This is a genomic window from Bacillus cereus group sp. MYBK139-1, from assembly GCF_051916915.1.
Taxonomy (GTDB): domain Bacteria; phylum Bacillota; class Bacilli; order Bacillales; family Bacillaceae_G; genus Bacillus_A; species Bacillus_A pacificus.
In genome coordinates, this window is the sequence record NZ_JBQAHO010000001.1 from 1,389,420 (window position 1) to 1,412,878 (window position 23,459).

Sequence of the window (23,459 nt, forward strand, 5' to 3'; positions counted from 1 at the left end):
ACGAGCCATTTTGGTGCTTGGGATTTCCCTTCCTGGGGATAAGTATTTTTACTTATCCCTTTTTTGTATAGACACGTACATTTAGGGTAAAACTAATTACAAGCAGATTTTCTGTTTATTCGTAGTTTTAACCAAGAATACTTTTCTCCTACTAAAGGACGGCAGGTACGACTGCTAGTCCTCTTTTTCTTATATCGCATACTCTCCCTTCTGGTAGCTTCGAACCACGTTCCCCTCATCATTGTAGTAAGCAATTTCCCAATAAGGATGGCAATTATGCTTCTCAATTTCCCCATCGAATAAAACGAATAGATTAGTTTTCCAGTTTCCAACGATCGTACCCCACATGCCAGCTACGTTCACTCGCATACCCATGTATGCAAAATGTAGGTTGCGATAATTCTGCATTTTCTTAAACGCTTGTTCTGCGCTATACATTCGCTTGCTATCAAAAATCCTTCGTTCTCGCACGTTACAAACTTCATGAATTCAGCCATCGGCATTATTAGAAACTTTGTTCTGAATTTTTGCCAATACAGGAATCTTGCCTTTCCTTCATTTTCCGCTACCACATATTCTTCATTCGGCCATTGTTCGAAAATGGTAGTGAGTTTGAATTTATAAAGGACCACTAGCCTTTCACCTCCCCCTTAATGAGCAATCAAATTACGGAACAGTTTTTCATTTCTTGTGTCTAGTGCGTAATCGATGAGTTAGTATTTTATTGACTTGTCAATTTCATCGTGATCTTCCCCATCAATATACGTTTCAAGTGAACACTCATCATCTTCATTTGAGCTGTATAAAATCGGCAAATCATGACGATACCGCTAATCAATGATTTGATAGTAATAGGAGGATATTGATTTTGAAGGAAGAACTTTATCTATTAATCGTTCCCTCTCTCATATCACAAAAAAACTTCATAAACCTAAAACATCTATAGGAAATAGATTGCTGGGTTTGCCTGACATTACTTTAATGGCATTAAATGACCATCTGCAAAAAATTTCTGAGGAAAAAGAGCGATATGGTTGAAGGCTATAACAACTACGGTTTGGTTTGTCCGCCATATAACGGTAACCCATGTAATTTCAGAAGTTTGACATAGCTCATGAAAAAGCTTATAAAGAAAAGTGAGGTTCCTAATATTCGTTACTAGGATTTAAGGTGTACATCCAAAATCACAAATGAATGATCAGGACATAGAAGCAGTCGAAGATATTGCATAAAAATACTAGCATATCCGATTGACATTGAGAGGAGTCAAAAACATGAAAGAAATCAAATCAGAACAGGAATTCAAAGACATCATCGCAAGCGAGGAGCCAGTAGTTGTTAAGTTCTTTACTACATGGTGTCCAGATTGTGTACGTATGGACAACTTTATTGGAGATGTGATGGAAGAGTTCAATAAGTTTGAATGGTATTCTATTAATAAAGATGAGTTCCCAAGTATCGCTGAAGAGTATCAAGTAATGGGTATTCCAAGTTTACTTGTATATCAAAATGGCGAGAAGCTAGGCCACTTACATAGTGCTAATGCAAAAACTGAAGAGCAAGTTACTGAGTTTTTAGAAGCATACTAAGATGAAAACCCTCTGAAAAATATTTTCTAGAGGGTTTTTATTTTTTAAAAATCAGCTGTCAGAATTGAACATATTTGAACTCCCTTCTCCTCCCTTAAAAAATCGCGTTCATATCCTAACTTTGCACTTTACAACATATTTTTCCTTCACGAAACTTTGTTATCCCCTTCTTAAAAAGCTAAAAAAAGTCAACAATGTTTGTATAGACCCACACGACTTTCATTTGATACTCTAATTATAGAAAGAAATTCCTTGTAGAAAGGTGAGTGATTAAAATGGATACTCTTTCTCATAAAGAAGCTGATAAAGGTGCAATTGTCAGCATTATGGCCTACATATTTTTATCCTCTATGAAAATCATCATCAGTTATATTACCCTCTCTAGCGCATTACGTGCTGACGGTTTAAATAACTTAACGGATATCGGTGCTTCTTTAGCTATATTAATTGGTCTAAAAATCTCTCGGAAACCTCGTGATCCAGATCATCCTTATGGGCATTCGCGTGCAGAACAAATTGCATCACTTGTTGCTTCTTTTATTATGGCAACGGTCGGATTAGAAGTTGTTATTAGTGCCATTCAATCTTTTTTAAATCCGAAACAAGCTGCACCTAATGTACTTGCTGCATGGGTAGCTTTATTTTCTGCTGTCGTTATGTACTGTGTGTATTTATATACGAAAAAGATTGCAGCACGAACAAGAAGTAAATCATTAGAAGCAGCTGCAAAGGATAATTTATCAGATGCCCTCGTAAGTATTGGTACAGTAGTAGGTATTGTCGGTTCGCAGTTCCAAATGCCTATTTTAGATCCTATTGCTGCTTTAATTGTCGGTCTTATTATTTGTAAAACTGCATGGGAGATTTTCGTAGAAGCTTCTCATATGTTAACGGATGGAATCGATCCAGATAAGATGGAAGAATACGCTGATGCGATTGAACATATTGGTGGCGTAGAAAACATCGTAGATATTCGCGCTCGTATGTACGGGAATCAAACGTACGTTGATATTACAATCGAGGTAGATGCTCGTATGGATGTTGGAGAAAGTCACTGTATTACTGACAACATCGAGGCAATGCTTCGGAAAAAATTTGGCATTTATCATGCGCACATTCATGTTGAACCAATGGAAAAAGAACCTATTATGACATAGGTTCTTTTTTAATGAACGTTTTATGAAATATAACACATAAAACGAGCCAGCTACCGCCAGCTGCCCATCCTGCTAATATGTCAGATGGATAGTGAACGCCAAGATATATTCGGCTAACTGAAATAGATAATACAACAAAGCTCGCTATAAAAATAATCAACAATTTTTTATGCAACGTAATACGTTCTTCTGTAATCGTGACGTATGCAATAAATCCTAAAAAAGCAGTAGCATTCATCGTATGACCGCTCGGAAAACTATATCCAGTTGCAGTAACAAGCTGTGTTACATCAGGTCTTGCTCGCTCGTACCATAGTTTAAGCATACTGTTTAAATAACGAGATCCATAATAATTAATTGTTAGAAGTAATGCACTAAGCAACTTTTTTCTAACGAGAAAATACATTACAAGAATAATGAGTAACGGAAAATATATTCTTTTGGAACCGATAAACGACACCCAAGTAAAGTAGGCTGTCAAATAATCGTTTCGAAAACTTTGAATAAAATGTGCGACTATATTGTCAAATTTCTCAATACAAGCGGTATGATACGAAAGTGATAATACGACAAAACAAATGAGTAGCGTAAAACTTAACAAGTATAAATGTCGATATCGTTTCACATACATAACCTCACTATGCAAAAAAATGGAGCGGTTGTTTTAGTTTTCCTCTCCATTTCTTTTTTATGCATAGTTTATTAAAAAATATAATTGTTAATTATTTCTTTCATCGTTGGAATGTCTTCATTCGTTACTGTAAAGCGAATCACTTTCTCATCAAGATCAAGTGCTTCTGCAAATAAACCTGCTAATCCGCGAGATTTTCTGTCTACTTCCATAATAATCTCTAGGCGATCGTAAGCACTTGGTAAAATTAATAATTCTAGTTCATCTAATTTCCCATAATACTCTCCGGAAACAGGAACAAACTCAAATTCTTGTGCAAATGGAACTTGCTTACGTAATCGATACGGTAATTCTTCACATTCTATATGACGCGCTTTAAAACCTAATTGATTCACACTCTCTAACAGACTATTTAATAGCGCATTTGGCAACACTTGAATGTAATCACGATCACTTGGATCTATACTACGTTTAATATCAAGGCCTGTGTGAACCCACACTGTTTTCATTCCAAGAGTAAGCGGTGTTTCAAGCGGCATTTTAAATGAAAATGGAATTTCTCTTTTTTCATTCGGCTCAACAGAAAAAGGTTCTGTTAAACGAACTCGCTCTAAATCATATGTTGTTGTTACTTTTTTATCATCTACTTCTCGTACATACGATGTTGATAGCGTTAAGTAAATGCTTTCAATTTGTTGGCTAACGGAACCTCCAGTTATATGAACCTTTCCGTATATCTCTTCACCAACAATATACTCATCTTTTTCAAGAACTGTATCTACTTTTGCATTACCGATACCAACGCTTGCTAAAAACTTTTGAAACATGGATCCTCCATCCTTTCTAAAGCAAAAGCTACATCTTTTTTTAAATCTTGTACATTCTCATAGTACGGCGTTTTTATTTGTAACATACGCATCAACATTTCACGGTTGTAATTTTCCAATGTTAATTCGTCATACCATGGCTTTTCATGTTTTTCATTAGATTCATAGCCTGCATATAATAAAAATAATGAGAAATGACCAAGCGCATAAAAATCGCTACGAAAGTGAACTTCTCGCATCAAAGCTTGTTCACCCTCATAAGTTGTAGCTCGTTCATCCCCCTCACCTTTCAATTTCGCCAATCCAAAATCAATAATACTAATTTCGTTTTCTTTCATTAATATGTTTGGAATGCGTAAATCTCGGTGAATAATACCTTTACTATGAAAAACTGATACAATTTCTAATATTTCATATAAAATTTTAAAAACTTCACGTTCTGTATATACATGCCCATCCGAGAAAATATAATCCTCGAAATTTTTACCAGGCATATATTCCATCACAAAAAAGCTTTTTTTCTCCCATACGAAATGATCATATAAACTAGGAATTGCATGATGGTTTAATGTTTGTAAAATCATTTTCTCATGCTCAAATGATTTTCTACCAGACTCATATCTTTGTTTACTTTGTCTTAATTGTTTTAAGACTTTATATCTATTTATTTGTAAATCATTAACGACATATGTAACCCCATAACTTCCCATTCCAATTACTGATTCAATTTTATAACGTTCTGCGACAATTGTGTTTTTTCGTAGTGGTCTATCTAATAAAGCTAGTATACGACGCCATTTCATTAGCTACTTGAAAAGAAGCTACGGCTTTTACGTTTTCTTTTATAATGATGATGCCCATAACCAGATGAACGTCGTTTATAATCGCTACTTGAATAAGAGCGACCTCTATGGCGATAATCACTACTAGAATACGAACGATATTTTTTCTTTCCTAATAAAGAATCAATAATTTTTTTGAACATCCCTTCACCTCTTGAGTAAAATTTTCTTTTAATTATACCAACTATTGCTGGCTACATTTGTGACAAGTTTGTAAAGAGTAAAAAACGACGAGTTAGGCCCGTCGTTACTTTCACTCATCCTCTTCATCAAAAACTTCATCAATCATACATTTCTCTAATAAGTACTCGAATGTAATATCTGCAAGATCTTCAATTTCTTCTCGTTTTGGGACGTATCCTCTTTCAATTAGTTGCTCATAAAAAAACTCCGCAATCTCTTCCGTATCAATTACGACTTCAATTTCCTTCATGAGCATCACTCCTTTATTTCTGTTTTATGAAAAAATCTCAAAATTATGTATATGAGATTAGAAAAATAGTTTTTCTTTTTTTATAGGTCATATCCTTTGGACGAGGTGCATACGATGGTAGTACAAGCTATTAAAAGGGGGAAATAATTATGGAATATCAATACGAGGTAACGCAAGAAGTAGGGCAAACAAAAGAAGAGTTCATGCATGAAGATCAATGGGCAGACTCTCTTATTAAATGGCTTTTTATTTTTTTAATAGTTGTAGGCATACCTTATACTGCATATGTTGTTGTTCAATTCATTCTCTCTTTCTAGTTAACTATTTTTTCTCTGTCAATTTAACTAAATAATTATGAACAACATCCATAACAATTTTGTATTCTTCATCTTTAAATGTATCAAATAACAATTGGTAATCGTTATAAATATCAAGTAATCCATCAATGATTTCTTGACGATTTGTCTTAACACTCACTTTTTTTGAGTTGTTAATTGACTTTAATTTTCCTAAATCTAATTTATTCATACCTGCTTTATCTTGTTTCATTTTCTTCAAAATTGCATTTGCCGTTTGAGCATTAGCAAGTAACGTTAAATCTGACTCATCCGCTTCTAACCATTCACCATCCGTAATTCGTGATAGTTCATATATTGTATCTTCCCATGCGTCATTTTTATATCTCCATACTTCTGTACGAAAACCAACAATTCGAAACACATCTTTATCGTATCCTGTTACTTGCACGAGATCACCAAATGTGAAATTATAGTTTAATTCAATCCACTCAGTTTCACCTTTTTTCATATCTTGCTCTGTAACGTGCTGCAATGTTTGCTCTACGTAAAACCCATCGTGATTATTGACTTCGTATACGTAAACTCCATCTAAAACCTTCATATTTGTGATTTTACCAACGGTTCCATATAGCGTAATCACGACTATGTCCCCTACGTTATATTTAGGTTGCTTTTTCCTTGCCATCTATATCTCTCCTTTTTTTGACGTCGTGATTTTGATAACAGTATATGCAACCTACATCAAAACGCTTATCACAGAAGCGTATATTCATAAATTTTTTCAATAAAAAATATCACCATATGAAAATTTATTTACAACGTAAAAAAAGCTAGCAAATAGACTAGCTTCTCGTCAAAAAAAAGTTCTTATAGTTTTATCTATCTTGTATGTATAAATCCCACGCTTCATCAAATATAGACATACTTGCTAGCATTCCACTTAATTCTAAGTATGAACTAATTTCATCGTAATCTTCAGATTGCTTTGGAAAGCTTAAATCATCATACATTGCCTCTGCTAAATTCGATATTTCATTACTAAATAAAGCTGCACGATGCTTCATCATATAGTGGTAAAATGTCTTTTTCAAAAATATTCCCTACCTTTCTAACTTGGGTACATTATACAAGGCAAAAAAGAAAAAAACCAGCATAAAAGCTGGTTAAAAGTCGAAATAATTTCTTTTTAATAAGCGTGGTCTTCCCATTAATTCTTCATATGTTAGTTGTTTTGGTAAATCTTTCGTATAAATTAAAAACAATTGATCTTCTATTTCTTTCACTGTTTGATCTGATTGATAGTCCATACCACATGAGGAACAAGAAATACATGGTGTCTCTTGGATTTCAATGGCTTTCGTACCATCTGGTAATTCCCAAAATACAGTATTTAAGCTTTCTTTTGCTTCTGTACTGTCACACCACATACAATTCATACTGCATCACCCTCAGTTTTTTTGTCGTTTTCTTCTAATTTAGCCATTTGTGCTTGATATTTTTTATCTTTCAATTGGTCGCGCTTATCACGTTTATCTTTTAATGATGCATGCGTTTCATTATCTTCATAGTCTTTACGACGGTTCATACGCTGTAAATCGTCTGGAACAAGGTTAAATTTCTTATCGCTCATAAGACCCGCGATACCAACATCTGAACGTTTTTCTTCGTAGTTTGGATAGATTTCTTTAAAGTATCCTTCTGCTCTTCCTGGAATGTAGCTTTCTGGCTCTGGATACGTTGTAATAACACCTTCAAAGTTACGAAGTACAACTTTATCTGCACTTTGCGAGATTAAATAGTTTGGCTGAAGCGCAATTTTACCGCCTCCTCCTGGTGCATCAACAACGAATGTTGGTACTGCATAACCAGACGTATGTCCGCGTAAACCTTCGATAATTTCAAGACCTTTAGAAACTGGTGCACGGAAATGACCAATGCCTTCAGATAAGTCACATTGATAAATGTAGTATGGACGTACACGGATTTTCACTAAGTCATGCATAAGTTTTTTCATAATTGGAACGCTGTCGTTAATACCAGCTAAAATTACTGCTTGGTTTCCGACTGGAACACCAGCATTTGCTAACATTTCACATGCTTTTTTCGATTCTTCAGTAATTTCAATAGATGTATTGAAATGTGTATTTAACCATACTGGATGATATTTTTTAATAATGTTACATAAGTTTTCTGTAATACGTTGTGGGAATACTACCGGTGCTCTCGTTCCGATTCGAATAATCTCAACATGCGGAATCTCTCGTAAATTTTTTAATACATATTCTAAAATTTTATCGTTAATAAGAAGACCATCACCACCAGAGATTAATACATCTCGTACTTGTGGTGTTTCACGAATGTAAGCAATTGCATCATCTAATTGTTTCTTCGGCACACCCATTCCAATTTGTCCACTAAAACGACGACGTGTACAGTAACGACAATACATAGAACATTGATTCGTTACTAAGAATAATACACGGTCAGGATAACGATGTGTTAACCCTGGAACTGGTGAGTCTTCATCTTCATGAAGCGGATCTTCTAAATCATATTTTGTTTTATATAACTCTTCCGAAATCGGTACAGATTGCATCCGAATCGGACAGCGTGGGTCATCAGGATTCATTAACCAAGCATAGTACGGTGTAATATTTAACGGGATCGTTTTCGTTGAAATTTTAACGCCCTCTTCTTCATCAGGTGTTAAGTTAATCACTTTCTTTAAGTCATCTAACGTTTTGATCGTATTCGTTAATTGCCAAACCCAATCATTCCATTGCTCTTCAGTAACATCTTTCCATAATTCGATATCCTTCCAGTGACGATTTGGTTTGTATACATCATGTAACATTGCTATTCCCCCTTTTTATACGCTCACCCTTTATATAAGCAATAGTTATGCCAACTTTACTTCATTGATAAGTAAATGTACGGAGAACCCTATTATATAAGCGCAAAAAATATTTTTAAGCACTGTATGAAATTCATACATACTATCATATTCATTACTTTTTATATATGTAAACGCTCTTTTATTGGTGCAAACACACAAAAACCGCCAATTATTCGGCGGTTTTGTCGTACTTACTCAGTTTATATTGAAGCGTCTGACGAGGGATACCTAACATTTTTGCAGCTTGTAATATATTCCCTTCCGTTTCAATTAACGCTTGATCTATTAATTCTTTTTCCGTTTGATGAAGTGCTTCTCTAAGAGGCAATATGCCCTTCTTCTTTGGAAAACTCTCTTTCCGAAATGTACGCGGTAAACAATTAGCTGTTAATGTATTCCCTTCTGTAATAATGACAGCATGTTCAATCGTATGTTTTAACTCCCGAACATTTCCAGGCCATTGGTAAGCTTGTAGTCTTTCCTTCGCTTCCTTATCCATTTGAAGTACACCTTTTTTATAACTTTTATTATATTCTTTCAAAAAATAAGACGCTAACAATAATACATCCTCCGTTCTTTCACGGAGCGGCGGAATATATAATGAAAAGACATTTAATCGATAGTATAAATCAGTGCGAATTTTATTCTCTTTTAAACATATTTCTGGTGGCTGATTCATTGCGGTAATAACGCGAACATCTACTTTTCTCGTCTTATTATCACCAATACGACGAATAACACCATCTTCTAATACACGTAGCATTTTCGCTTGTAAATCGAGTGGCATTGAATTCAGTTCATCTAAAAACAATGTCCCTCCATCTACAAGTTCAAATAATCCTGCTCGTTCAGTTGCCCCCGTATAACTACCTTTCGTCGTTCCAAACAATAAACTTTCTAATAGAGACTCTGGCAAAGCAGCACAGTTTTGTGCAATAAACGGCTTGTTCTTCCGCTTAGAAGCTTCATGAATCGCTTGTACAAATAACTCTTTCCCTGTTCCTGTTTCCCCATATATTAAAACATTCGCATCAGTTGGTGCTACTTTTTGTGCTAATTCTTTCGTCTGTTTAAACCGAGCATCATTCGTCACTATCGTCTCAAATGCAACATCCTTTTTAATCGCTTTTTTTCTAGATGACCGCTTTATTTTCGACTGCAAATCGACTATTGTATCCGTAAGCTTTTGTACTGTCGAATAATCCTTTGCAATTTCAACAGCTCCAGCAATATTTCCATCTATGAAAATAGGTAGCGTCGTATTTACTGTACAAATGTCTTCTCCATTTAAATTTTGATAATGCTGCACTTGATGAACGATTGGTTTTTTTGTATCTAATACTTTCATCAACGTACTTGTTTCCCTAGATAAAGAAGGGAACGCTTCTAACAAATGTTTACCTAACACTTTTTCAATTTTTGATCCATCGTGTTTTGCAGCTACAGTATTATAGAAAATTGTAATACCATTTTCATCTACTGCGTGTATAGCCTCATCAATACTGCCCAAAATCGCTTCAATGACTTCTTGTGTCGAAACTGCTAGCAATGTCATCCCCCCTCTTGCCGAAAATCCAGCAAATACTATGCCGAATTTCCGGCATACCTATGTGCGATTATAAGCATGACGATTCCGTTCTATTTTTATAACGTACTATTTAGACAAATCTTTTACCCATATATTCATATCTTCCAGCTTATCAAAAATGTAGCAATTGTTCGCCAATCTTCCTGTATACGTATAGCCTAACTGATGAAAGGCTGCATTCATTCCGAAAGAAAGCGATCGAGCAATTGTATAAGAACAGAAAATCGATTTTTCTTGAAGTTCTTCTTCTAACTTAATTAATAAACTTTTCATAAACCCATGTTTACGATATTCGGGTAAGGTCGCACAATTCGTTAATTCTGCATTTCCTTCTTTTATATTCATTTCTGCAGACGCTGTACTAATTATTTTCCCCTCGAATTCATACACATAGTAAATTGTATCGTCTTCTTTCATCGTTTGTTTTACATAACTCGCTTCGTTTAAAGGAGTCGGATACACTTCAAATACTTTTCCAAAGACAGCTGCTAATTCTTCGGCGTCCTCTTCTGTCGCTTTTCTTAATAGAAATTTTTCCGGAACTATTTTTTCCTTTACTTCTTTTGCTTTTACACCGCTTAAAATGGTATCTTCCTCAGCCCAATGAATACTATTTCGTCTTTCATCATTATTAAATTTCACGAAGAAGTATGCATCGTGACCTTGAAAATAATGTGGTAATGTTGCTTCTAATAAAAAACCGAAAGAGAGCCATGTTGAAACATGCTCTCCCTTTCCTTTAACAATACATTTAGTGAAAGAATGTTTCTCTGCTAATTCGTCAATTGTTTGGATGATTCTCTCAATATTTCCTGTGTAGTGGTCTACTCGAATACGTTTATTAAAATAGTCCAAAACGCCTTCTACTGTATAGCCATTCGTCTGTTTTCTAAAAGATTCATAGTATTTCATTTTTTCACCTCACACCAATCTAGTAATGTACATGCAATAATTTTTGCGGCAGCTATCATTTTATCAACTTCTATATATTCGTTTGGATAATGCGCTACTTTCGTTTCTCCTGGGCCAAATACTATCGTTGGTACACCTGCGATTTGTGTAAATAAACCTCCATCAGTCCCCCACGGTGATGCTTCAATAATCGGTTTGTTCCCTTCAATTTCAACAAAGTTATGTTCAAGCTTTGTAATTAACTCATGATTTTCTTCTAGTTCACCAGGAACCCATCTTGCTCCAAACCATTCGACTTCTACAGGATTTTCAACAAACCAATTGTCCACATCATTTAATTCAGCGATCCAATTCTCGAACTCTTCTTTTGCTGCCTCTATAGTCTCATTCGGCGCAATACCGCATCTTCCTTCTAAAATTAACGAATCAGGAACAGAACTTGGCCAGCTACCGCCTTCAATTTTCCCAATATTAATTGGAATTGGAATCGGGATTCCTTTAAATAATGGGTCTGTAATTCGCTCATTTCTCTTCTCTTCCAGCTTTCTCAAATGCTCTACAACAAACATACTTTTTTCAATTGCACTTACTCCTTCATAACGCGTCCCACCGTGTGCTGCTTTCCCTTTCACATGTAGACGAAACCACATGGATCCTTGTTGTTTCGGGAAAAACTTCATATTTGTTGGCTCTGGAATAATGACACCATCCGCTTTATATCCTCGTAATATAGTTGCTAATGTTCCTGCTCCGCCGCTTTCTTCTTCTATTACACTTTGAAAATAAATATCTCCTTTTAATTCAATACGAGATTCAATAATTGCTTCCATCGCAAGCATTAATGCGACATTGCCGCCCTTCATATCTGTTGTTCCACGACCATATATACGATTTCCTATTTTCTCACCACTATAAGGATGATGGTCCCACTGATTCACATCTCCTTCTGGTACGACATCAATATGCCCATTTAATATCATAGATTTCCCGTCACCACTTCCTTTAAGGGTTGCCACAATGTTCGGGCTATCTGAAAAACTTGTACGCGGTGATACAAAATAAGGATGATCTTTCATTTTAGAAAATGATGGCTCCCATATATCAAGATCTAAACCTAGCTCACGTAATTTTTCAATCACAATTGCCTGCGCACCACTTTCATCACCAGATACGCTCTTTTCTTGAATTAATCGTTTTAAAAATTTTACGCTTTCTTCTTCATGACTCTCAATATAATCACAAACTTGTTTTTTTAATTGCTCCATATATTACATCTCCCCTCATTCAATTACTAGTAAGTTAGAGCCAATTTTAAAATCCGCTTCTGTATGTTGTTTTATATCTTCCACTGTGTATGGGCTCATCAATTCTTGTAAAATAAGTCCATCCTGCGTTACTTCCATTACTGCCATATCCGTAATAATTAAATCCACACATTTTTTTGAAGTTAATGGTAATGTACACTCCGAAACAATTTTTGCATTTCCGTATTTATCGACATGATTCATCACAACAACGACCCGCTTCGCTTTTTGAGCTAAATCCATTGCTCCTCCAATACCTGGAACGCGTTTCCCTGGAACAATCCAGTTTGCTAAATCACCATTCTCACTTACTTGTAATGAACCAAGAATCGTTATATCTAGTAAACCTTTTCGAATCATCCCAAACGCTGTGCAACTATCAAAATAACTTGCTCCTGTAATAAGAGAAGTTGGCAAACCTGCTGCGTTACATAAATTTTCGTCCTCATTTCCTTTACTTGGCGTAGGTCCCATACCTACAATTCCATTTTCTGCATGAAACATAACGTTTATATCGTCAGGCAAATGATTCGGTACAAGTGATGGTATACCAATTCCCAAATTTACAATCATACCATTTTGTATTTCTTTCGCTGCACGTCTAGCAATCTTATCTCTCACTTCTACGCCCATACCCATTTCCAATTCACTCCTTCCGACGGTACGATATAATTTACAAATACTCCTGGGACAACAATTTCTTCTGGATCTAAACTTCCAAGTGGAACAATTTCTTCTGCTTCTACAATCGTTATATCCCCGGCCATAGCTACGTGAGGGTTCATGTTACGAGCGCTCTTATCAAACACAAGGTTACCGAACGGATCCGCCTTTTTCGCGTATACAATCGCAACCTCAGCAGTTAATGCTGTTTCAACTAAATATGTTTTACCATTCATTTCAACAGTACGTTTTCCCTCTTCTACAACCGTATCAACACCTACATCAACTAATACGCCACCAAGTCCTACACCACCAGCGCGAATACGCTCTGCTAATGTTCCTTGAGGAGAAAACTCAATTTGTAACCTTCCTTCGTTTAGTTGTCTTCCTGCATTTGGATTTGATCCAATATGAGAAGTAATTAATGATTTTACTCTTTCATTCGTAACGAGACGACCGATTCCTACATCAGGAAATCCTGTATCATTTCCAATTAAATTTAAATTTGTAACTCCTTGTTCTAAAATCGCCTGTATTAAAGATGGAGGGGATCCAATCCCCCCAAATCCCCCAAACATTAATGTCATATCATCGTGGAATAAAGAAATTACTTCCTCTATCTCTTTTAATTTACTGAATGTATTCGTAATAGTTGTCATGCGATACTATGCCCTCCTTTTTGCATCATTTCTTCAACACTTTTTGCAAAAATTGAAAGTAATTCATCTAACTCGGAATATGTAGTTGTCATTGGCGGTGCTACAAGCAGTGCACTATCTTCTTTTCCTGCTTGCCCTGAAACAGCTTGGTATAAAAGAAGACCATTTTTAGCTGCAACCGAAATAAGTTCCGACGCTTTTGTAAACGGTTGCAATTCTACACCAATCAGCAACCCTTTTCCGCGCACATCAGCAATGATTGTCGATTGTTGCTGAACTTTCTGTAATCCTTTTATTAAATACTCTCCCTTTTCCGCTGTTTTTTCAGGTAGATTATGTTTCTCCATATATTCAATAACAGCTAGAGCTGTTGCTGCAGATAATGGATTTGCACTTAACGTATGCCCACTCATAACAGAACGCGACCCTCGTAAAATCGGCTCCATAACACGGTCACTTACAACCGTGGCTGCCATCGGTGTGTATCCAGCTCCTAAACCTTTACCAAGGGTCATAATATCTGGTTCTACACCCCAATGCTCCATCGCGAACCATGCGCCAGTACGACCAAGCCCAGTCATTACTTCATCAGCAATAAATAAAATATCGTAATGACTACAAATGTCTTTAATAACTTTATAATATTCTTTCGGCGGAACGACTGCACCTCCAGCTGCTCCAATAATCGGTTCAGCAATAAAAGCTGCAATATGTTCTGCTCCAATTCTTTCAATTGATCTTTCTAGTTCAGTCGCACAAGCAAGCTGACAAGTTGGATATACCTTTTGCACTGGACATCTAAAACAATATGGAGCTGGAATAGTTGGATAATCTTCTAAAATTGACACGAAACGTTGTCTACGCAGTGGATGCCCAGACATTGATAAGGCGCCCATCGTAATACCGTGATAACTCATCCATCGTGACAAAATTTTATGTTTCCCTTGAATACCTCGCTCTTGAAAATGTTGAATTGCAATTTTCATAGCTGTTTCATTTGCTTCCGTACCACTATTTACAAAAAAGCTCCAGTTCAAATCTCCTACACTTAAATCGCTTAATTTCTTAGCTAATTTTTCAGCTGGTTCACTCGTAAACTGTGATCTATAAACGAAAGCAATCTCCTCTGCTTGCTTTTTGATTACATCCGCAATCTCCTTTACGCCATGCCCAATACCTGCCGTAATTGCTCCTGACGAGCCATCAAAATATTTATTTCCGTTTTGATCATACAAATACACACCTTTTCCATGTGAAATCATTGGATACGGCTGACCAACAAGTGGTTTAATTAAGTAATCGCGCATAGCGCTCCCCCATTTCTCCAATTTGTATATATATATGAAGAAAATTGACGTTTCTTTCATAAAAAAGAACCCTCTGCGAAAGCAGTGAATTTATCAAAAAACTATTATAAAATATACAAATGAGTGCTAAATATCAATTTAAAAACAGAAAATTCAGAACTTAAATTAAAGACCAACCCTTATCTATACGCTCAAATAACCCTCCCTTATATAAAATTAACGCTTCACTAAATATTTTTCCAACATAATGTCAGCTTCTCTCAAATGCCGACATTGTGTAAACTTCGACGAAACTCCCTTTAAACTCCTTCCTGTTCTCCTACTTTATATTGCATATTTTTAAACAAATCTCGACAATTAATCCTACTAAATGCATAGCAATTATTTTTGTAGAACCCAATATTTCACATGCATTCTCCTCCATTTATACAATAAAGTGAAACTTTAATCAGTGGGGGTTTTCTTCATCCCCCACTGATTATCAGCCCTCACCAATCGGACTTTTATGGGCAGTTGCCCCCCCACCTAACTTCTTTGTTTTCGCTGAATCTTGAGATGGGGGTCTTACTGCCCATTAAAGTCGGATAAAAAAAGAACCGATTAACCACATTAATCAGTTCGGCACGACGCTCTTTTATCAGTTAATACCGTCACTTGCTAACGTAAATAGAAACAATAGTATTACAAAATCACAATTCATCCTACAGTATAAAGCACAAAACCGCCCATAACTCCATTCACAATTCCTTGCGGGATATCCCCATCCCAAGGTTTCATTCCTTTCCTTAATTTCAAACTACCTTTCCTTTATAATTTATGTAGGACAATTATTACTTTGTATGTGTATTTGCCCATAATTAAAAAAATCCCTAGTTTCCTAAGGGTTTCAGGACATGGTTTCGACATGTCACGTGTTATGCCCTCAAATTTTTCATTTCGAAATATACACTTCATCACCCAATATGGATGATATATCTTTGTATCCTCTAGAAAATTATAACTCTCGTTCACCTAAACTTAACTTATCCTTAAAAAATACTTATTATTAATTTCAACCTTTCTCCTTTAAAAAACAATTTTTTCGCATAACCTCATTCTTGCTAAGCATATAGTTTTAATGATGACAAAGGAGGAATGTTCATGTCTCAATCTGAAATCGAAAAATATGGACAAGAAGCTGCACGTTACGAACAGCTCGCTCGTTACTATCAATTTCATAATCCAAAAAAATATGTAGAACTATATATGAAATATTATGATGCGCTTACGAATCTTGTACAGGCATACGAAAAAAGAGATTCACAAGAAGCTGCTTTACCATCGCACATAAGATTTTTTCATTCAGCTTCAAATACACCTGCCGTTGACATTTTAGTAAATGGGCAAAAGGTAATTAAAAATATTTCATTTAAACAATTTAGTCCCTATTTAACATTAGTACAAGGTAAGTACCGAATAGATATTGTTCCTGTCGGAAATGAAACGCCCATCTTTTCAGCTTTAGTACCAATAATGGGAAATCACACTTATACTTTTGCTGCAATAAATAGTGATAATCATCTACAATTACAACCTATGCTTGATAATACTCATTTACCAGCAGGCCAGGCAAAAATACGCTTTGCGCACTTTTCTCCCGATACCTCTGTTGTAAATGTAAGTTTAAAAGGTGGCGATCATTTATTTGAAAATGTACTCTTTAAACAAATAACAGATTTTTTAGAAGTTAGCCCTGGTACAGCGGATATAGAAGTTTCACTTGCAGATAATCAAAGTGTCTTGCTAACTATACCGGATTTCAAAGTCGAACCGAACATTATTTATACAATTTCAATTTTAGGTTATTCAACGAAAGATCCTAAATTAGAAGCCGTTATACTTACGAATTAAAACAGTCTACACCATTGATTTGGTGTAGACTGTTTATTTTTGAAATGCAATTTGAAATTCTGTCCAATCATTATCTGAACGACACATGATGGACCCATTATGTTTTTCTACAATTTGTTTACATACAAATAACCCAATACCAGTTCCTAACTTTTTAGTAGTTACAAATGGTTCAAAAATCGTTTCTACATTTTCAGCTGGAATCATTGGCCCGTTATTTTTTATTACAATTCGAATCGATTGATCTTCTTCAAATACATCAATGATAATTTTTCGTTCTTCTTTCATTGATTCAAGAGCGTCAATTGAGTTCATTAATATATTTAAAAATACTTGTCTCACTTCACTCCGATAACCAGTAAGCGGAATTGGATATGGCAAATTCTTTTCAATAGAAACATTTGCATTGACCAAACTTGGATATAAGAACTGTATAATGTCTTGAAACAAATCATTTAGCCAAAACCGTTCAGATTCAGTCCACATTTCTTTTTTCGATACGAGTAAAAATTGCGAAATGCGAAAATTTAATTGGTCTAATTCATGAGAAATAATATCTAAATACGATAAACTAGGATGGTCTGCCTTTAATAATTTGACAAACCCCATAATGGAAGTAAGCGGATTACGAAATTCATGTACAAAACTAGCTGACATTTGCCCTAAAATCGTCAGCCTTTCTTTATGTGTTTCGTTAATATATTGCTGTTTCTCCTCTAAATTTCTTGATATAATTTCCGAGTATTTTAAAACAGTGTAATAAATTAATTTGTCAAAACAAGTATGTATTTGGGCCATAATTGGTTTCAATTCACGTGCACTAACATCTAATTCACACATCGCTTCGAAAAGCTCATTTCTTCCCACATTTGCATTATAAACAAAATCACCTATATTCGCATCTGCTCCTGCACGTTCAATAGCAATTTTCTCGCATAATGGCTGAAGATAATTTATATCTTTTTCTTCCATAGTAAGTTCAATAATAAACTCTAATAAATCCTCTCCATTTTGAACTGCTTCTAGTCTAAATGGATCTTTATCGGAAATTATCATTTTGTTTTTCCAGTTCTCAACGAATTGGTGCCTGTTGTTTTTCAAGTGCGAACAAAATACTTCTTTAATATCCTTATCGATTGGAAAAACCTCCATTCCTCCATTTCCATGCGACGAACACCCTTTATATTTTGAATATTAACACAAAAAACATGATTCGTTAATAGATTATTGTCACATTTTGTTAATATGTGTTGATAAAATTTTTATAACTTTATTAATTGTTTAGATTGTTACATTCCATTTTCCTTCCTTTCATTCAAATTTTTTATATTCGATGCGACTTTTTTTGCATCCTGCTTCATTCTTTCGTACAATAGAAAAGGAAAGGTGTGAAAAATATGGTAAATAAAAATGTGGAAGATTATCTCCAAGAAGGCATTTACGGCCAAAAGCAGAACAAACCAGAAGAACGTAATATGTATTTAACTACATTACGTGAGCGTGTAGAAATCGCTTTAACTATCGGTCAAGTAATGCAAAGTAATGTATATTCTGAAGTAGCTAGTAGTATGCGCTCTTCTCAATCATTACAAATATTCCTAAATGGTGGCATTGCTTACCCACATTTATCAAAATACATTAAATTAGCGAATGAAAAAAATGTTCCTTTTACAATTGTTCAAAATAAAGGTATAGAAACACCAATCGGTTTAGTATTATCTCATAGCACTGCTGTCGACAAAGAACAAATTTATGTAGAAGATGCTATTTTCAAACAAGAAATGAAGTAAAAGGTACACTTGATTAAATGAAATCATTCTAAGAAACGTCAAATAAACAAAAAAACGAGTATGGAATCGTAAACATTTCCTGCTCGTTTTTTTGCGATGTTTAAGTTCTAGTTACTTTATTTTTTAATACACACTAATTTCATTTCTGTCATTTCTTCGATTGCATATTTAATTCCTTCACGCCCCGTACCACTTTCTTTCACACCACCGTAAGGCATATGGTCTACTCTGAACGTTGGAATATCATTTATCATGACACCACCAACTTCTAATTCATCAATTGCACGCATTGCTTTAAACAAATTATTTGTAAATACGCCTGCTTGTAGACCATAACGTGAATGATTTACTTGCTCTATGGCCTCATCAAATTCTTTAAATGTATTTACTGTCATAAGTGGACCGAATACTTCTTGGCACTGTACAGATACATGCTCTGGAACATTCGTTAATACGGTTGGTTCAAAAATCCTTTCATCACGTTTGTTACCACCATACAAAACGCTCGCTCCTTCTTGAACTGCTTCTTGCACCCAGTTATCGATACGCTCGACATCTTTTTTCGAAATTAAAGCTGATACATCCGTTTCCTCAAGCAACGGATCACCAACAACAACTGTTTCCATCGCTTTCTGTAACTTAGATAAAAATTCATCCATTCTCTCTTCATGTACAAAAACACGTTGTACCGAAATACAAACTTGTCCATTATTAACAAATGCTCCCCATTTTACTCGTTCAATTAATTCATCTGTTAATTCAACATCTTCATCAATAATAACAGCAGCATTCGATCCTAGTTCTAACGTAACTCGCTTTAACCCAGCCTTTGCCTTAATTCCAAGTCCAACTTTCGGACTTCCCGTAAAAGTAATGGAAGCAACATCATCATTTGTAACTATTGCTTCTCCTACAGTTGAACCAGGACCAGAAATAATATTTAAAGCCCCTTTTGGCAATCCTGCTTCTTCAAATAGTTCAACTAATGCATAAGATGATAGAGGCGTTTGATCAGCTGGTTTTAATACAACTGTATTTCCAGCAGCAATTGCAGGGCCCACTTTATGTGCCACTAAATTTAATGGAAAATTAAATGGTGTAATAGCTCCTATAACCCCAATCGGTTTTCGTATTGTGTATGCAATGCGCCCATCTGCACCAGGTGCTGCATCAAGTGGCAGTGTCTCACCGTATATACGCTTCGCTTCTTCAGCTGCAAATTTGTATGTCTGAACGGTACGATCTACTTCTCCCCTTGCAGCACGTATTGGTTTTGCAGCCTCTTTTGCAATAATCTCTGCAAATTCTTCTCTTCTTTCATTCATTTTTTGTGCGACTTTCTCTAAAATAGTCGCACGATCATATGCAGATAATCTATTCATTTCTTTCATTGCATTCTTTGCAGCAATAACAGCCTCTTTTACATCTTCTTCCGTTCCTTGCGCGATTTCCGCTAATGTTTCTTCAGAGTATGGTGCATATAATGGTTTATACGTATTTACAGACTTCCAATCTCCATTTATGTATAAATGCTTTTTCATAATTCTTCCCCTTTCAAATATATGTATACAACAATACTTCACCTAGTGAAAGGTATGACTTATGTCATTGTAACATAGCCCTTATTCTGCAAAAAACATTATGCTCAAAAAAACTCTGCCATCTAGCAGAGTCTACGAACTAATTTGTTCTTGTAATGAAATTTGTTGTTCATCTTCTAAAATAACAATTGATTCTACAGTTTTTGTAACTTCTAGTCTCTTTATATAGTGTCCATCTAATTCTTTCACGCAAAACTTATAATTTTCGATTTCAATGAAATCCTCTTCAGCAATTTCTATATTCTTCGTTAAAATCCATCCACCTATTGTGTCAACACCATTATCATCAATCGTTAAACCTAATAACGTATTTACTTCACTAACAAGTACTTTTCCCTCTAGTATTGTTTTCGTTTCACTAACTTGTTGAATTTCTGGCTGTTCATCTGTATCAAACTCATCTTGAATATCTCCAACTATTTCTTCTAAAATGTCTTCAACAGTAACAAGTCCAGACGTACCACCATATTCATCTATCAATATAGCAATATGTGTTCTTTCTTTTTGCATTTTTAAAAATAAGTCGTGTATTGGGATGGAGTCGATAACTAAAATAATCGGCCTAATATATTGCTCTACTTTCTTATTACTAACCGCATTATGCTGCACAAAATCTGTGAAAATATCTTTAAAATTCACAAAGCCTATTACGTGATCTTTGTCGCCATCAACAACTGGATATCTCGTATATTTTTCCCGAGACATTTTTTGCAACGCTTCTTCAGCAGGCATTTCTTTACTTATAATATGCATCTCAGTTCGGGGTACCATTATCTCTTTTGCTATACGATCATCAAATTCAAAGATTTTATTTACATATTTATATTCAGACTGATTAATCTCTCCGTTTTTGTAACTTTCTGAAACTAATAACCGTAATTCTTCTTCTGAATGAACTTCATCGTGCCCTTTCGGTGGTTTCAGCCCTAGCAATTTCGTAATTATTCGGGCTGATCCATTTAATAGCCAAATAAATGGAAACGCCATACGATAAAAGAAAGTTAACGGTTTAGCAACAAATAAACTCACCTGTTCAGCCTTTTGAATGGCAAATATTTTTGGAGCCAATTCCCCTATTACAACATGTAAAAATGTAATAAACAAAAACACTAAAATTACAGCAAAGATATCTGCTAGTTGAGTAGAAATGTTCAAATTCACAAAAAGTGTGTCAAACATTTGCTTTAACGCAGGTTTACCGAACCACCCAATTCCCAGTGCTGTAACTGTTATTCCTAGCTGACAAGCAGATAAATATTCGTCTAAGTTTGTAATGACTGTTTTGACAGATGTTGCGCGATTATTTCCTTCTGCAATTAAATAGTCAATTCGTGAACTTCGCACTTTAACAATTGCAAATTCTGCTGCAACGAAAAATGCCGTTAAGGCAATTAAAACAATCACTATACTTATACTATATATGTCCAAATACTTTTCCTTACTTACATTGTAAGCAAGGAAGCCACCTCCTACTTAATTTTATTCAAGTGAAGTAAGCATTCTAATACTCTAACAAAATTCTACATTAGCAACCACCTTTTTATATATTATATGCATACATAAAAAAGATATTTATCATTATGATAATCTAATTCATTTCCCTCAGTCAAATGATTCTAAATTTTAAGATAAAAACTTTTATATTCACGATATATTCTTCCTAGCTTCATTTCGTGAAAAAACACTTTCTTTGCCGATTCCACACTTCTTTTGTCACACTGGAAGGGAACTTACTTCATAGATCGAAATCATTCAACAGGATATATATAGGAGGGATTATTTTGGAATATAAAACACCATTTATCGCAAAAAAATTAGGTGTTAGCCCAAAGGCTGTTGTCCGGATTGCACAACAATTAAATCTTACTATAGAAAAAAATAAATATGGTCACTTTATTTTTACACAAGATGATTTAGACCAAATGTTAGAATACCATCTTTCACAAATAGAGAAGTCCCAAAACACTCACCCTACTCAAAAAACATCATCAAATGATGTTGAAGAATTGAAAACTCAAGTAAATACAATTGTTCAAAACATATCATCACATGATTTTGAGCAATTAACCGCTCAATTAAACACAATTACAAGAAGACTAGATCGAATGGAAGAACAAATGCAAGATAAGGCAAATGATGTTGTTACGTACCAACTTTTACAACATCGCCGTGAAATGGAGGAAATGTTAGAGCGAATTCAAAAACTAGAAGCTACCCTCAAGAAAGAAGAACCAATATATATTACTCCCGATACAAAACCAATATATGAACGTGAAAAGAAACCGAAGCGCCGTAAAATGATTTTTAGTATATTTGGATTATAATTTTTAGACCCTTATTAAAATAATAAGGGTCTTTTTCATGAAGAATGATTTCATTTTAAAATCGCATTCTCTTTATTATACATATTCGTTTCGTGTTATTTGGTTAACATAATATTCTTACTGTATTCTGCGATTAATGCCTGTGCATGAGCATTTCCTTGAATTACATCTCGAAATTCTTTTAAAGAATACAAATGCGTAGCCCCTTTTCGGGCATGAATTCGTACTGGTACACCTTGTAAAGTATCATGAAATTGAAATGGCTTATCTATCGGTTCAATTGGGAAACCGAGTGTTAATAAATACATATACATTCTTTTTGTAACCGCTGCGATATACCATTCTGCTTTCGTTTCTAATGCATGCATAAATAAAATAGCTGTTAGTCTTTTGAAGTGTCCTCTCCCACGAGACGTTTTCGCGATACTTAACTTGCCTATTTCATATACATTTTGCAAACCTTTCACTAAATCATTTTTAGAAAACGGATAGAAAAACTCAGAATTTGATTGTTCTGGTACCGTATACTTAATACATTCTACTGTACCGATATGATGTTCATCTTCTATTAATAAAAATCGTGATGGATTTAAATTACGTTCTACGAACATTAAGTTTCTTTCTTCACAAAAATCTCCCCATAGTTGCTCGAACCAAAAATGTTCTTCCTTTGTTTGAACACGCTGGAACATATTTCCCCGCCTTTCCCATCGCCGCTTTGTTTTTGATAACGCTTTCACTATCTAT

General features: G+C 34.9%; 26 protein-coding genes and 2 pseudogenes. 7 read left to right on the top strand and 21 right to left on the bottom strand.

All coding sequences use genetic code 11. From position 1 onward, the window contains the following. Window positions 1-189 precede the first annotated feature (189 nt). The gene (locus ACTFRS_RS07060) at window positions 190-471 is read right to left on the bottom strand and encodes a hypothetical protein (RefSeq protein WP_240795799.1); all 282 of its coding nucleotides are present in this window, start codon (window positions 469-471) and stop codon (window positions 190-192) included. A 179-nt stretch (window positions 472-650) separates the two neighbouring features. Further along, window positions 651-854, bottom strand: a pseudogene (locus ACTFRS_RS07065) (YpiB family protein); the annotation flags it as partial. A 55-nt stretch (window positions 855-909) separates the two neighbouring features. On the opposite strand from ACTFRS_RS07065, the pseudogene ACTFRS_RS07070 reads away from it, so the two are divergent. The 3 genes and pseudogenes from ACTFRS_RS07070 to ACTFRS_RS07080 all read left to right on the top strand — a co-directional run. Further along, window positions 910-1,108: pseudogene (locus tag ACTFRS_RS07070) on the top strand (site-specific integrase); the annotation flags it as partial. Between the two features lie 166 nt (window positions 1,109-1,274). Next, on the top strand, window positions 1,275-1,589 hold the full coding sequence (locus ACTFRS_RS07075) for a thioredoxin family protein (RefSeq protein WP_000658777.1): 315 nt from the start codon (window positions 1,275-1,277) through the stop codon (window positions 1,587-1,589). 275 nt (window positions 1,590-1,864) lie between these two features. Further along, window positions 1,865-2,746: a cation diffusion facilitator family transporter gene (locus ACTFRS_RS07080; RefSeq protein WP_000380386.1), complete on the top strand. Its 882-nt coding sequence runs from the start codon at window positions 1,865-1,867 to the stop codon at window positions 2,744-2,746. Here the strand turns inward: ACTFRS_RS07080 and ACTFRS_RS07085 are convergent. From ACTFRS_RS07085 to ACTFRS_RS07105, 5 genes are all read right to left on the bottom strand, one after another. Next, window positions 2,736-3,371: a phosphatase PAP2 family protein gene (locus ACTFRS_RS07085; protein WP_000833365.1), complete on the bottom strand. Its 636-nt coding sequence runs from the start codon at window positions 3,369-3,371 to the stop codon at window positions 2,736-2,738. The genes ACTFRS_RS07080 and ACTFRS_RS07085 overlap by 11 nt on opposite strands. A gap of 77 nt (window positions 3,372-3,448) precedes the next feature. Further along, window positions 3,449-4,204 (bottom strand): sporulation protein, encoded by a 756-nt coding sequence (locus ACTFRS_RS07090; RefSeq protein WP_139867277.1) that lies wholly within the window; start codon window positions 4,202-4,204, stop codon window positions 3,449-3,451. After that, entirely contained in the window at window positions 4,186-5,007 is an 822-nt protein-coding gene (locus ACTFRS_RS07095) for a serine/threonine protein kinase (protein ID WP_000872048.1), read from the bottom strand. Before ACTFRS_RS07095 ends, ACTFRS_RS07090 begins: the two co-directional genes overlap by 19 nt. Beyond that, a complete protein-coding gene (locus tag ACTFRS_RS07100) occupies window positions 5,007-5,189 on the bottom strand; it encodes a hypothetical protein (protein WP_000473370.1) in 183 nt (60 codons plus the stop codon). The genes ACTFRS_RS07095 and ACTFRS_RS07100 overlap by 1 nt, the downstream gene beginning before the upstream one ends. Window positions 5,190-5,299: 110 nt before the next feature. Next, a complete protein-coding gene (locus ACTFRS_RS07105) occupies window positions 5,300-5,479 on the bottom strand; it encodes a YozD family protein (RefSeq protein WP_000658451.1) in 180 nt (59 codons plus the stop codon). A 149-nt stretch (window positions 5,480-5,628) separates the two neighbouring features. Here ACTFRS_RS07105 and ACTFRS_RS07110 point away from each other — a divergent pair, with 149 nt between their 5' ends. After that, the gene (locus ACTFRS_RS07110) at window positions 5,629-5,796 is read left to right on the top strand and encodes a DUF3930 family protein (protein WP_011040294.1); all 168 of its coding nucleotides are present in this window, start codon (window positions 5,629-5,631) and stop codon (window positions 5,794-5,796) included. 4 nt (window positions 5,797-5,800) lie between these two features. Here ACTFRS_RS07110 and ACTFRS_RS07115 read toward each other — a convergent pair whose 3' ends face one another. The 10 genes from ACTFRS_RS07115 to ACTFRS_RS07160 form a co-directional block, all read right to left on the bottom strand. Continuing rightward, window positions 5,801-6,463 carry a hypothetical protein gene (locus ACTFRS_RS07115; RefSeq protein WP_000101501.1) on the bottom strand — a complete coding sequence of 221 codons (663 nt, stop codon included), beginning with the start codon at window positions 6,461-6,463 and terminating at the stop codon, window positions 5,801-5,803. 190 nt (window positions 6,464-6,653) lie between these two features. Next, window positions 6,654-6,869: a YozE family protein gene (locus tag ACTFRS_RS07120; protein ID WP_001972299.1), complete on the bottom strand. Its 216-nt coding sequence runs from the start codon at window positions 6,867-6,869 to the stop codon at window positions 6,654-6,656. Between the two features lie 72 nt (window positions 6,870-6,941). After that, the gene (locus ACTFRS_RS07125; RefSeq protein ID WP_001972298.1) at window positions 6,942-7,214 is read right to left on the bottom strand and encodes a YokU family protein; all 273 of its coding nucleotides are present in this window, start codon (window positions 7,212-7,214) and stop codon (window positions 6,942-6,944) included. Further along, window positions 7,211-8,632, bottom strand: a complete 1,422-nt coding sequence (ablA, locus tag ACTFRS_RS07130; RefSeq protein ID WP_001972296.1) for a lysine 2,3-aminomutase — start codon at window positions 8,630-8,632, stop codon at window positions 7,211-7,213. The genes ACTFRS_RS07125 and ablA overlap by 4 nt, the downstream gene beginning before the upstream one ends. A 211-nt stretch (window positions 8,633-8,843) precedes the next feature. Beyond that, a complete protein-coding gene (gene rocR, locus ACTFRS_RS07135) occupies window positions 8,844-10,229 on the bottom strand; it encodes an arginine utilization transcriptional regulator RocR (RefSeq protein WP_139867279.1) in 1,386 nt (461 codons plus the stop codon). Window positions 10,230-10,328: 99 nt separating this feature from the next. After that, entirely contained in the window at window positions 10,329-11,174 is an 846-nt protein-coding gene (gene ablB, locus ACTFRS_RS07140) for a putative beta-lysine N-acetyltransferase (RefSeq protein WP_139867281.1), read from the bottom strand. Next, window positions 11,171-12,439 (bottom strand): peptidase, encoded by a 1,269-nt coding sequence (locus ACTFRS_RS07145; RefSeq protein WP_139867283.1) that lies wholly within the window; start codon window positions 12,437-12,439, stop codon window positions 11,171-11,173. The genes ablB and ACTFRS_RS07145 overlap by 4 nt, the downstream gene beginning before the upstream one ends. A gap of 15 nt (window positions 12,440-12,454) precedes the next feature. After that, a complete protein-coding gene (locus tag ACTFRS_RS07150; protein ID WP_000525280.1) occupies window positions 12,455-13,117 on the bottom strand; it encodes a CoA transferase subunit B in 663 nt (220 codons plus the stop codon). Then, window positions 13,102-13,800 (bottom strand): acetate CoA-transferase subunit alpha, encoded by a 699-nt coding sequence (atoD, locus tag ACTFRS_RS07155; protein WP_139867285.1) that lies wholly within the window; start codon window positions 13,798-13,800, stop codon window positions 13,102-13,104. The genes ACTFRS_RS07150 and atoD overlap by 16 nt, the downstream gene beginning before the upstream one ends. Beyond that, complete coding sequence (locus ACTFRS_RS07160; RefSeq protein ID WP_001205894.1) at window positions 13,797-15,107, bottom strand: aspartate aminotransferase family protein; 1,311 nt, start codon at window positions 15,105-15,107, stop codon at window positions 13,797-13,799. The genes atoD and ACTFRS_RS07160 overlap by 4 nt, the downstream gene beginning before the upstream one ends. A 1,140-nt stretch (window positions 15,108-16,247) precedes the next feature. On the opposite strand from ACTFRS_RS07160, the gene ACTFRS_RS07165 reads away from it, so the two are divergent. Beyond that, a complete protein-coding gene (locus ACTFRS_RS07165) occupies window positions 16,248-16,997 on the top strand; it encodes a DUF4397 domain-containing protein (RefSeq protein WP_139867287.1) in 750 nt (249 codons plus the stop codon). A gap of 33 nt (window positions 16,998-17,030) precedes the next feature. Here the strand turns inward: ACTFRS_RS07165 and ACTFRS_RS07170 are convergent, their stop codons facing one another. After that, on the bottom strand, window positions 17,031-18,149 hold the full coding sequence (locus tag ACTFRS_RS07170; protein WP_000451748.1) for a BA2291 family sporulation histidine kinase: 1,119 nt from the start codon (window positions 18,147-18,149) through the stop codon (window positions 17,031-17,033). A 245-nt stretch (window positions 18,150-18,394) separates the two neighbouring features. On the opposite strand from ACTFRS_RS07170, the gene ACTFRS_RS07175 reads away from it, so the two are divergent. After that, window positions 18,395-18,787, top strand: coding sequence for a YueI family protein (locus ACTFRS_RS07175; protein WP_000247570.1), 393 nt, complete (start codon window positions 18,395-18,397; stop codon window positions 18,785-18,787). 116 nt (window positions 18,788-18,903) lie between these two features. Here ACTFRS_RS07175 and ACTFRS_RS07180 read toward each other — a convergent pair whose 3' ends face one another. Together ACTFRS_RS07180 and ACTFRS_RS07185 are read right to left on the bottom strand one after the other, a co-directional pair. Beyond that, window positions 18,904-20,328 (bottom strand): aldehyde dehydrogenase family protein, encoded by a 1,425-nt coding sequence (locus ACTFRS_RS07180; protein ID WP_242294018.1) that lies wholly within the window; start codon window positions 20,326-20,328, stop codon window positions 18,904-18,906. Window positions 20,329-20,460: 132 nt separating this feature from the next. Continuing rightward, a complete protein-coding gene (locus ACTFRS_RS07185; RefSeq protein ID WP_242294019.1) occupies window positions 20,461-21,816 on the bottom strand; it encodes a hemolysin family protein in 1,356 nt (451 codons plus the stop codon). A gap of 353 nt (window positions 21,817-22,169) precedes the next feature. Between ACTFRS_RS07185 and racA the strand changes: the two genes are divergently transcribed. Then, complete coding sequence (gene racA / locus ACTFRS_RS07190) at window positions 22,170-22,712, top strand: chromosome-anchoring protein RacA (protein ID WP_000456007.1); 543 nt, start codon at window positions 22,170-22,172, stop codon at window positions 22,710-22,712. A 95-nt stretch (window positions 22,713-22,807) separates the two neighbouring features. Here the strand turns inward: racA and ACTFRS_RS07195 are convergent, their stop codons facing one another. Further along, entirely contained in the window at window positions 22,808-23,404 is a 597-nt protein-coding gene (locus ACTFRS_RS07195) for a hypothetical protein (protein ID WP_242294021.1), read from the bottom strand. Between the last annotated feature and the right edge of the window lie 55 nt (window positions 23,405-23,459).

Excerpts from the sequence above, each read along its gene's own strand:
- rocR (WP_139867279.1), bottom strand. The coding sequence starts at position 10,229 with ATGACATTGCTAGCAGTTTCGACACAAGAAGTCATTGAAGCGATTTTG.
- ACTFRS_RS07115 (WP_000101501.1), bottom strand. The coding sequence starts at position 6,463 with ATGGCAAGGAAAAAGCAACCTAAATATAACGTAGGGGACATAGTCGTG.
- ACTFRS_RS07175 (WP_000247570.1), top strand. The coding sequence starts at position 18,395 with ATGGTAAATAAAAATGTGGAAGATTATCTCCAAGAAGGCATTTACGGC.
- ACTFRS_RS07100 (WP_000473370.1), bottom strand. The coding sequence starts at position 5,189 with ATGTTCAAAAAAATTATTGATTCTTTATTAGGAAAGAAAAAATATCGT.
- ACTFRS_RS07090 (WP_139867277.1), bottom strand. The coding sequence starts at position 4,204 with ATGTTTCAAAAGTTTTTAGCAAGCGTTGGTATCGGTAATGCAAAAGTA.
- ACTFRS_RS07150 (WP_000525280.1), bottom strand. The coding sequence starts at position 13,117 with ATGGGTATGGGCGTAGAAGTGAGAGATAAGATTGCTAGACGTGCAGCG.
- ACTFRS_RS07125 (WP_001972298.1), bottom strand. The coding sequence starts at position 7,214 with ATGAATTGTATGTGGTGTGACAGTACAGAAGCAAAAGAAAGCTTAAAT.
- ACTFRS_RS07080 (WP_000380386.1), top strand. The coding sequence starts at position 1,865 with ATGGATACTCTTTCTCATAAAGAAGCTGATAAAGGTGCAATTGTCAGC.
- ablB (WP_139867281.1), bottom strand. The coding sequence starts at position 11,174 with ATGAAATACTATGAATCTTTTAGAAAACAGACGAATGGCTATACAGTA.
- ACTFRS_RS07095 (WP_000872048.1), bottom strand. The coding sequence starts at position 5,007 with ATGAAATGGCGTCGTATACTAGCTTTATTAGATAGACCACTACGAAAA.
- atoD (WP_139867285.1), bottom strand. The coding sequence starts at position 13,800 with ATGACAACTATTACGAATACATTCAGTAAATTAAAAGAGATAGAGGAA.
- ACTFRS_RS07075 (WP_000658777.1), top strand. The coding sequence starts at position 1,275 with ATGAAAGAAATCAAATCAGAACAGGAATTCAAAGACATCATCGCAAGC.
- ACTFRS_RS07105 (WP_000658451.1), bottom strand. The coding sequence starts at position 5,479 with ATGAAGGAAATTGAAGTCGTAATTGATACGGAAGAGATTGCGGAGTTT.
- ACTFRS_RS07195 (WP_242294021.1), bottom strand. The coding sequence starts at position 23,404 with ATGTTCCAGCGTGTTCAAACAAAGGAAGAACATTTTTGGTTCGAGCAA.
- ACTFRS_RS07165 (WP_139867287.1), top strand. The coding sequence starts at position 16,248 with ATGTCTCAATCTGAAATCGAAAAATATGGACAAGAAGCTGCACGTTAC.
- ACTFRS_RS07160 (WP_001205894.1), bottom strand. The coding sequence starts at position 15,107 with ATGCGCGATTACTTAATTAAACCACTTGTTGGTCAGCCGTATCCAATG.
- ACTFRS_RS07110 (WP_011040294.1), top strand. The coding sequence starts at position 5,629 with ATGGAATATCAATACGAGGTAACGCAAGAAGTAGGGCAAACAAAAGAA.
- ACTFRS_RS07145 (WP_139867283.1), bottom strand. The coding sequence starts at position 12,439 with ATGGAGCAATTAAAAAAACAAGTTTGTGATTATATTGAGAGTCATGAA.
- ACTFRS_RS07170 (WP_000451748.1), bottom strand. The coding sequence starts at position 18,149 with ATGGAGGTTTTTCCAATCGATAAGGATATTAAAGAAGTATTTTGTTCG.
- ACTFRS_RS07180 (WP_242294018.1), bottom strand. The coding sequence starts at position 20,328 with ATGAAAAAGCATTTATACATAAATGGAGATTGGAAGTCTGTAAATACG.
- ablA (WP_001972296.1), bottom strand. The coding sequence starts at position 8,632 with ATGTTACATGATGTATACAAACCAAATCGTCACTGGAAGGATATCGAA.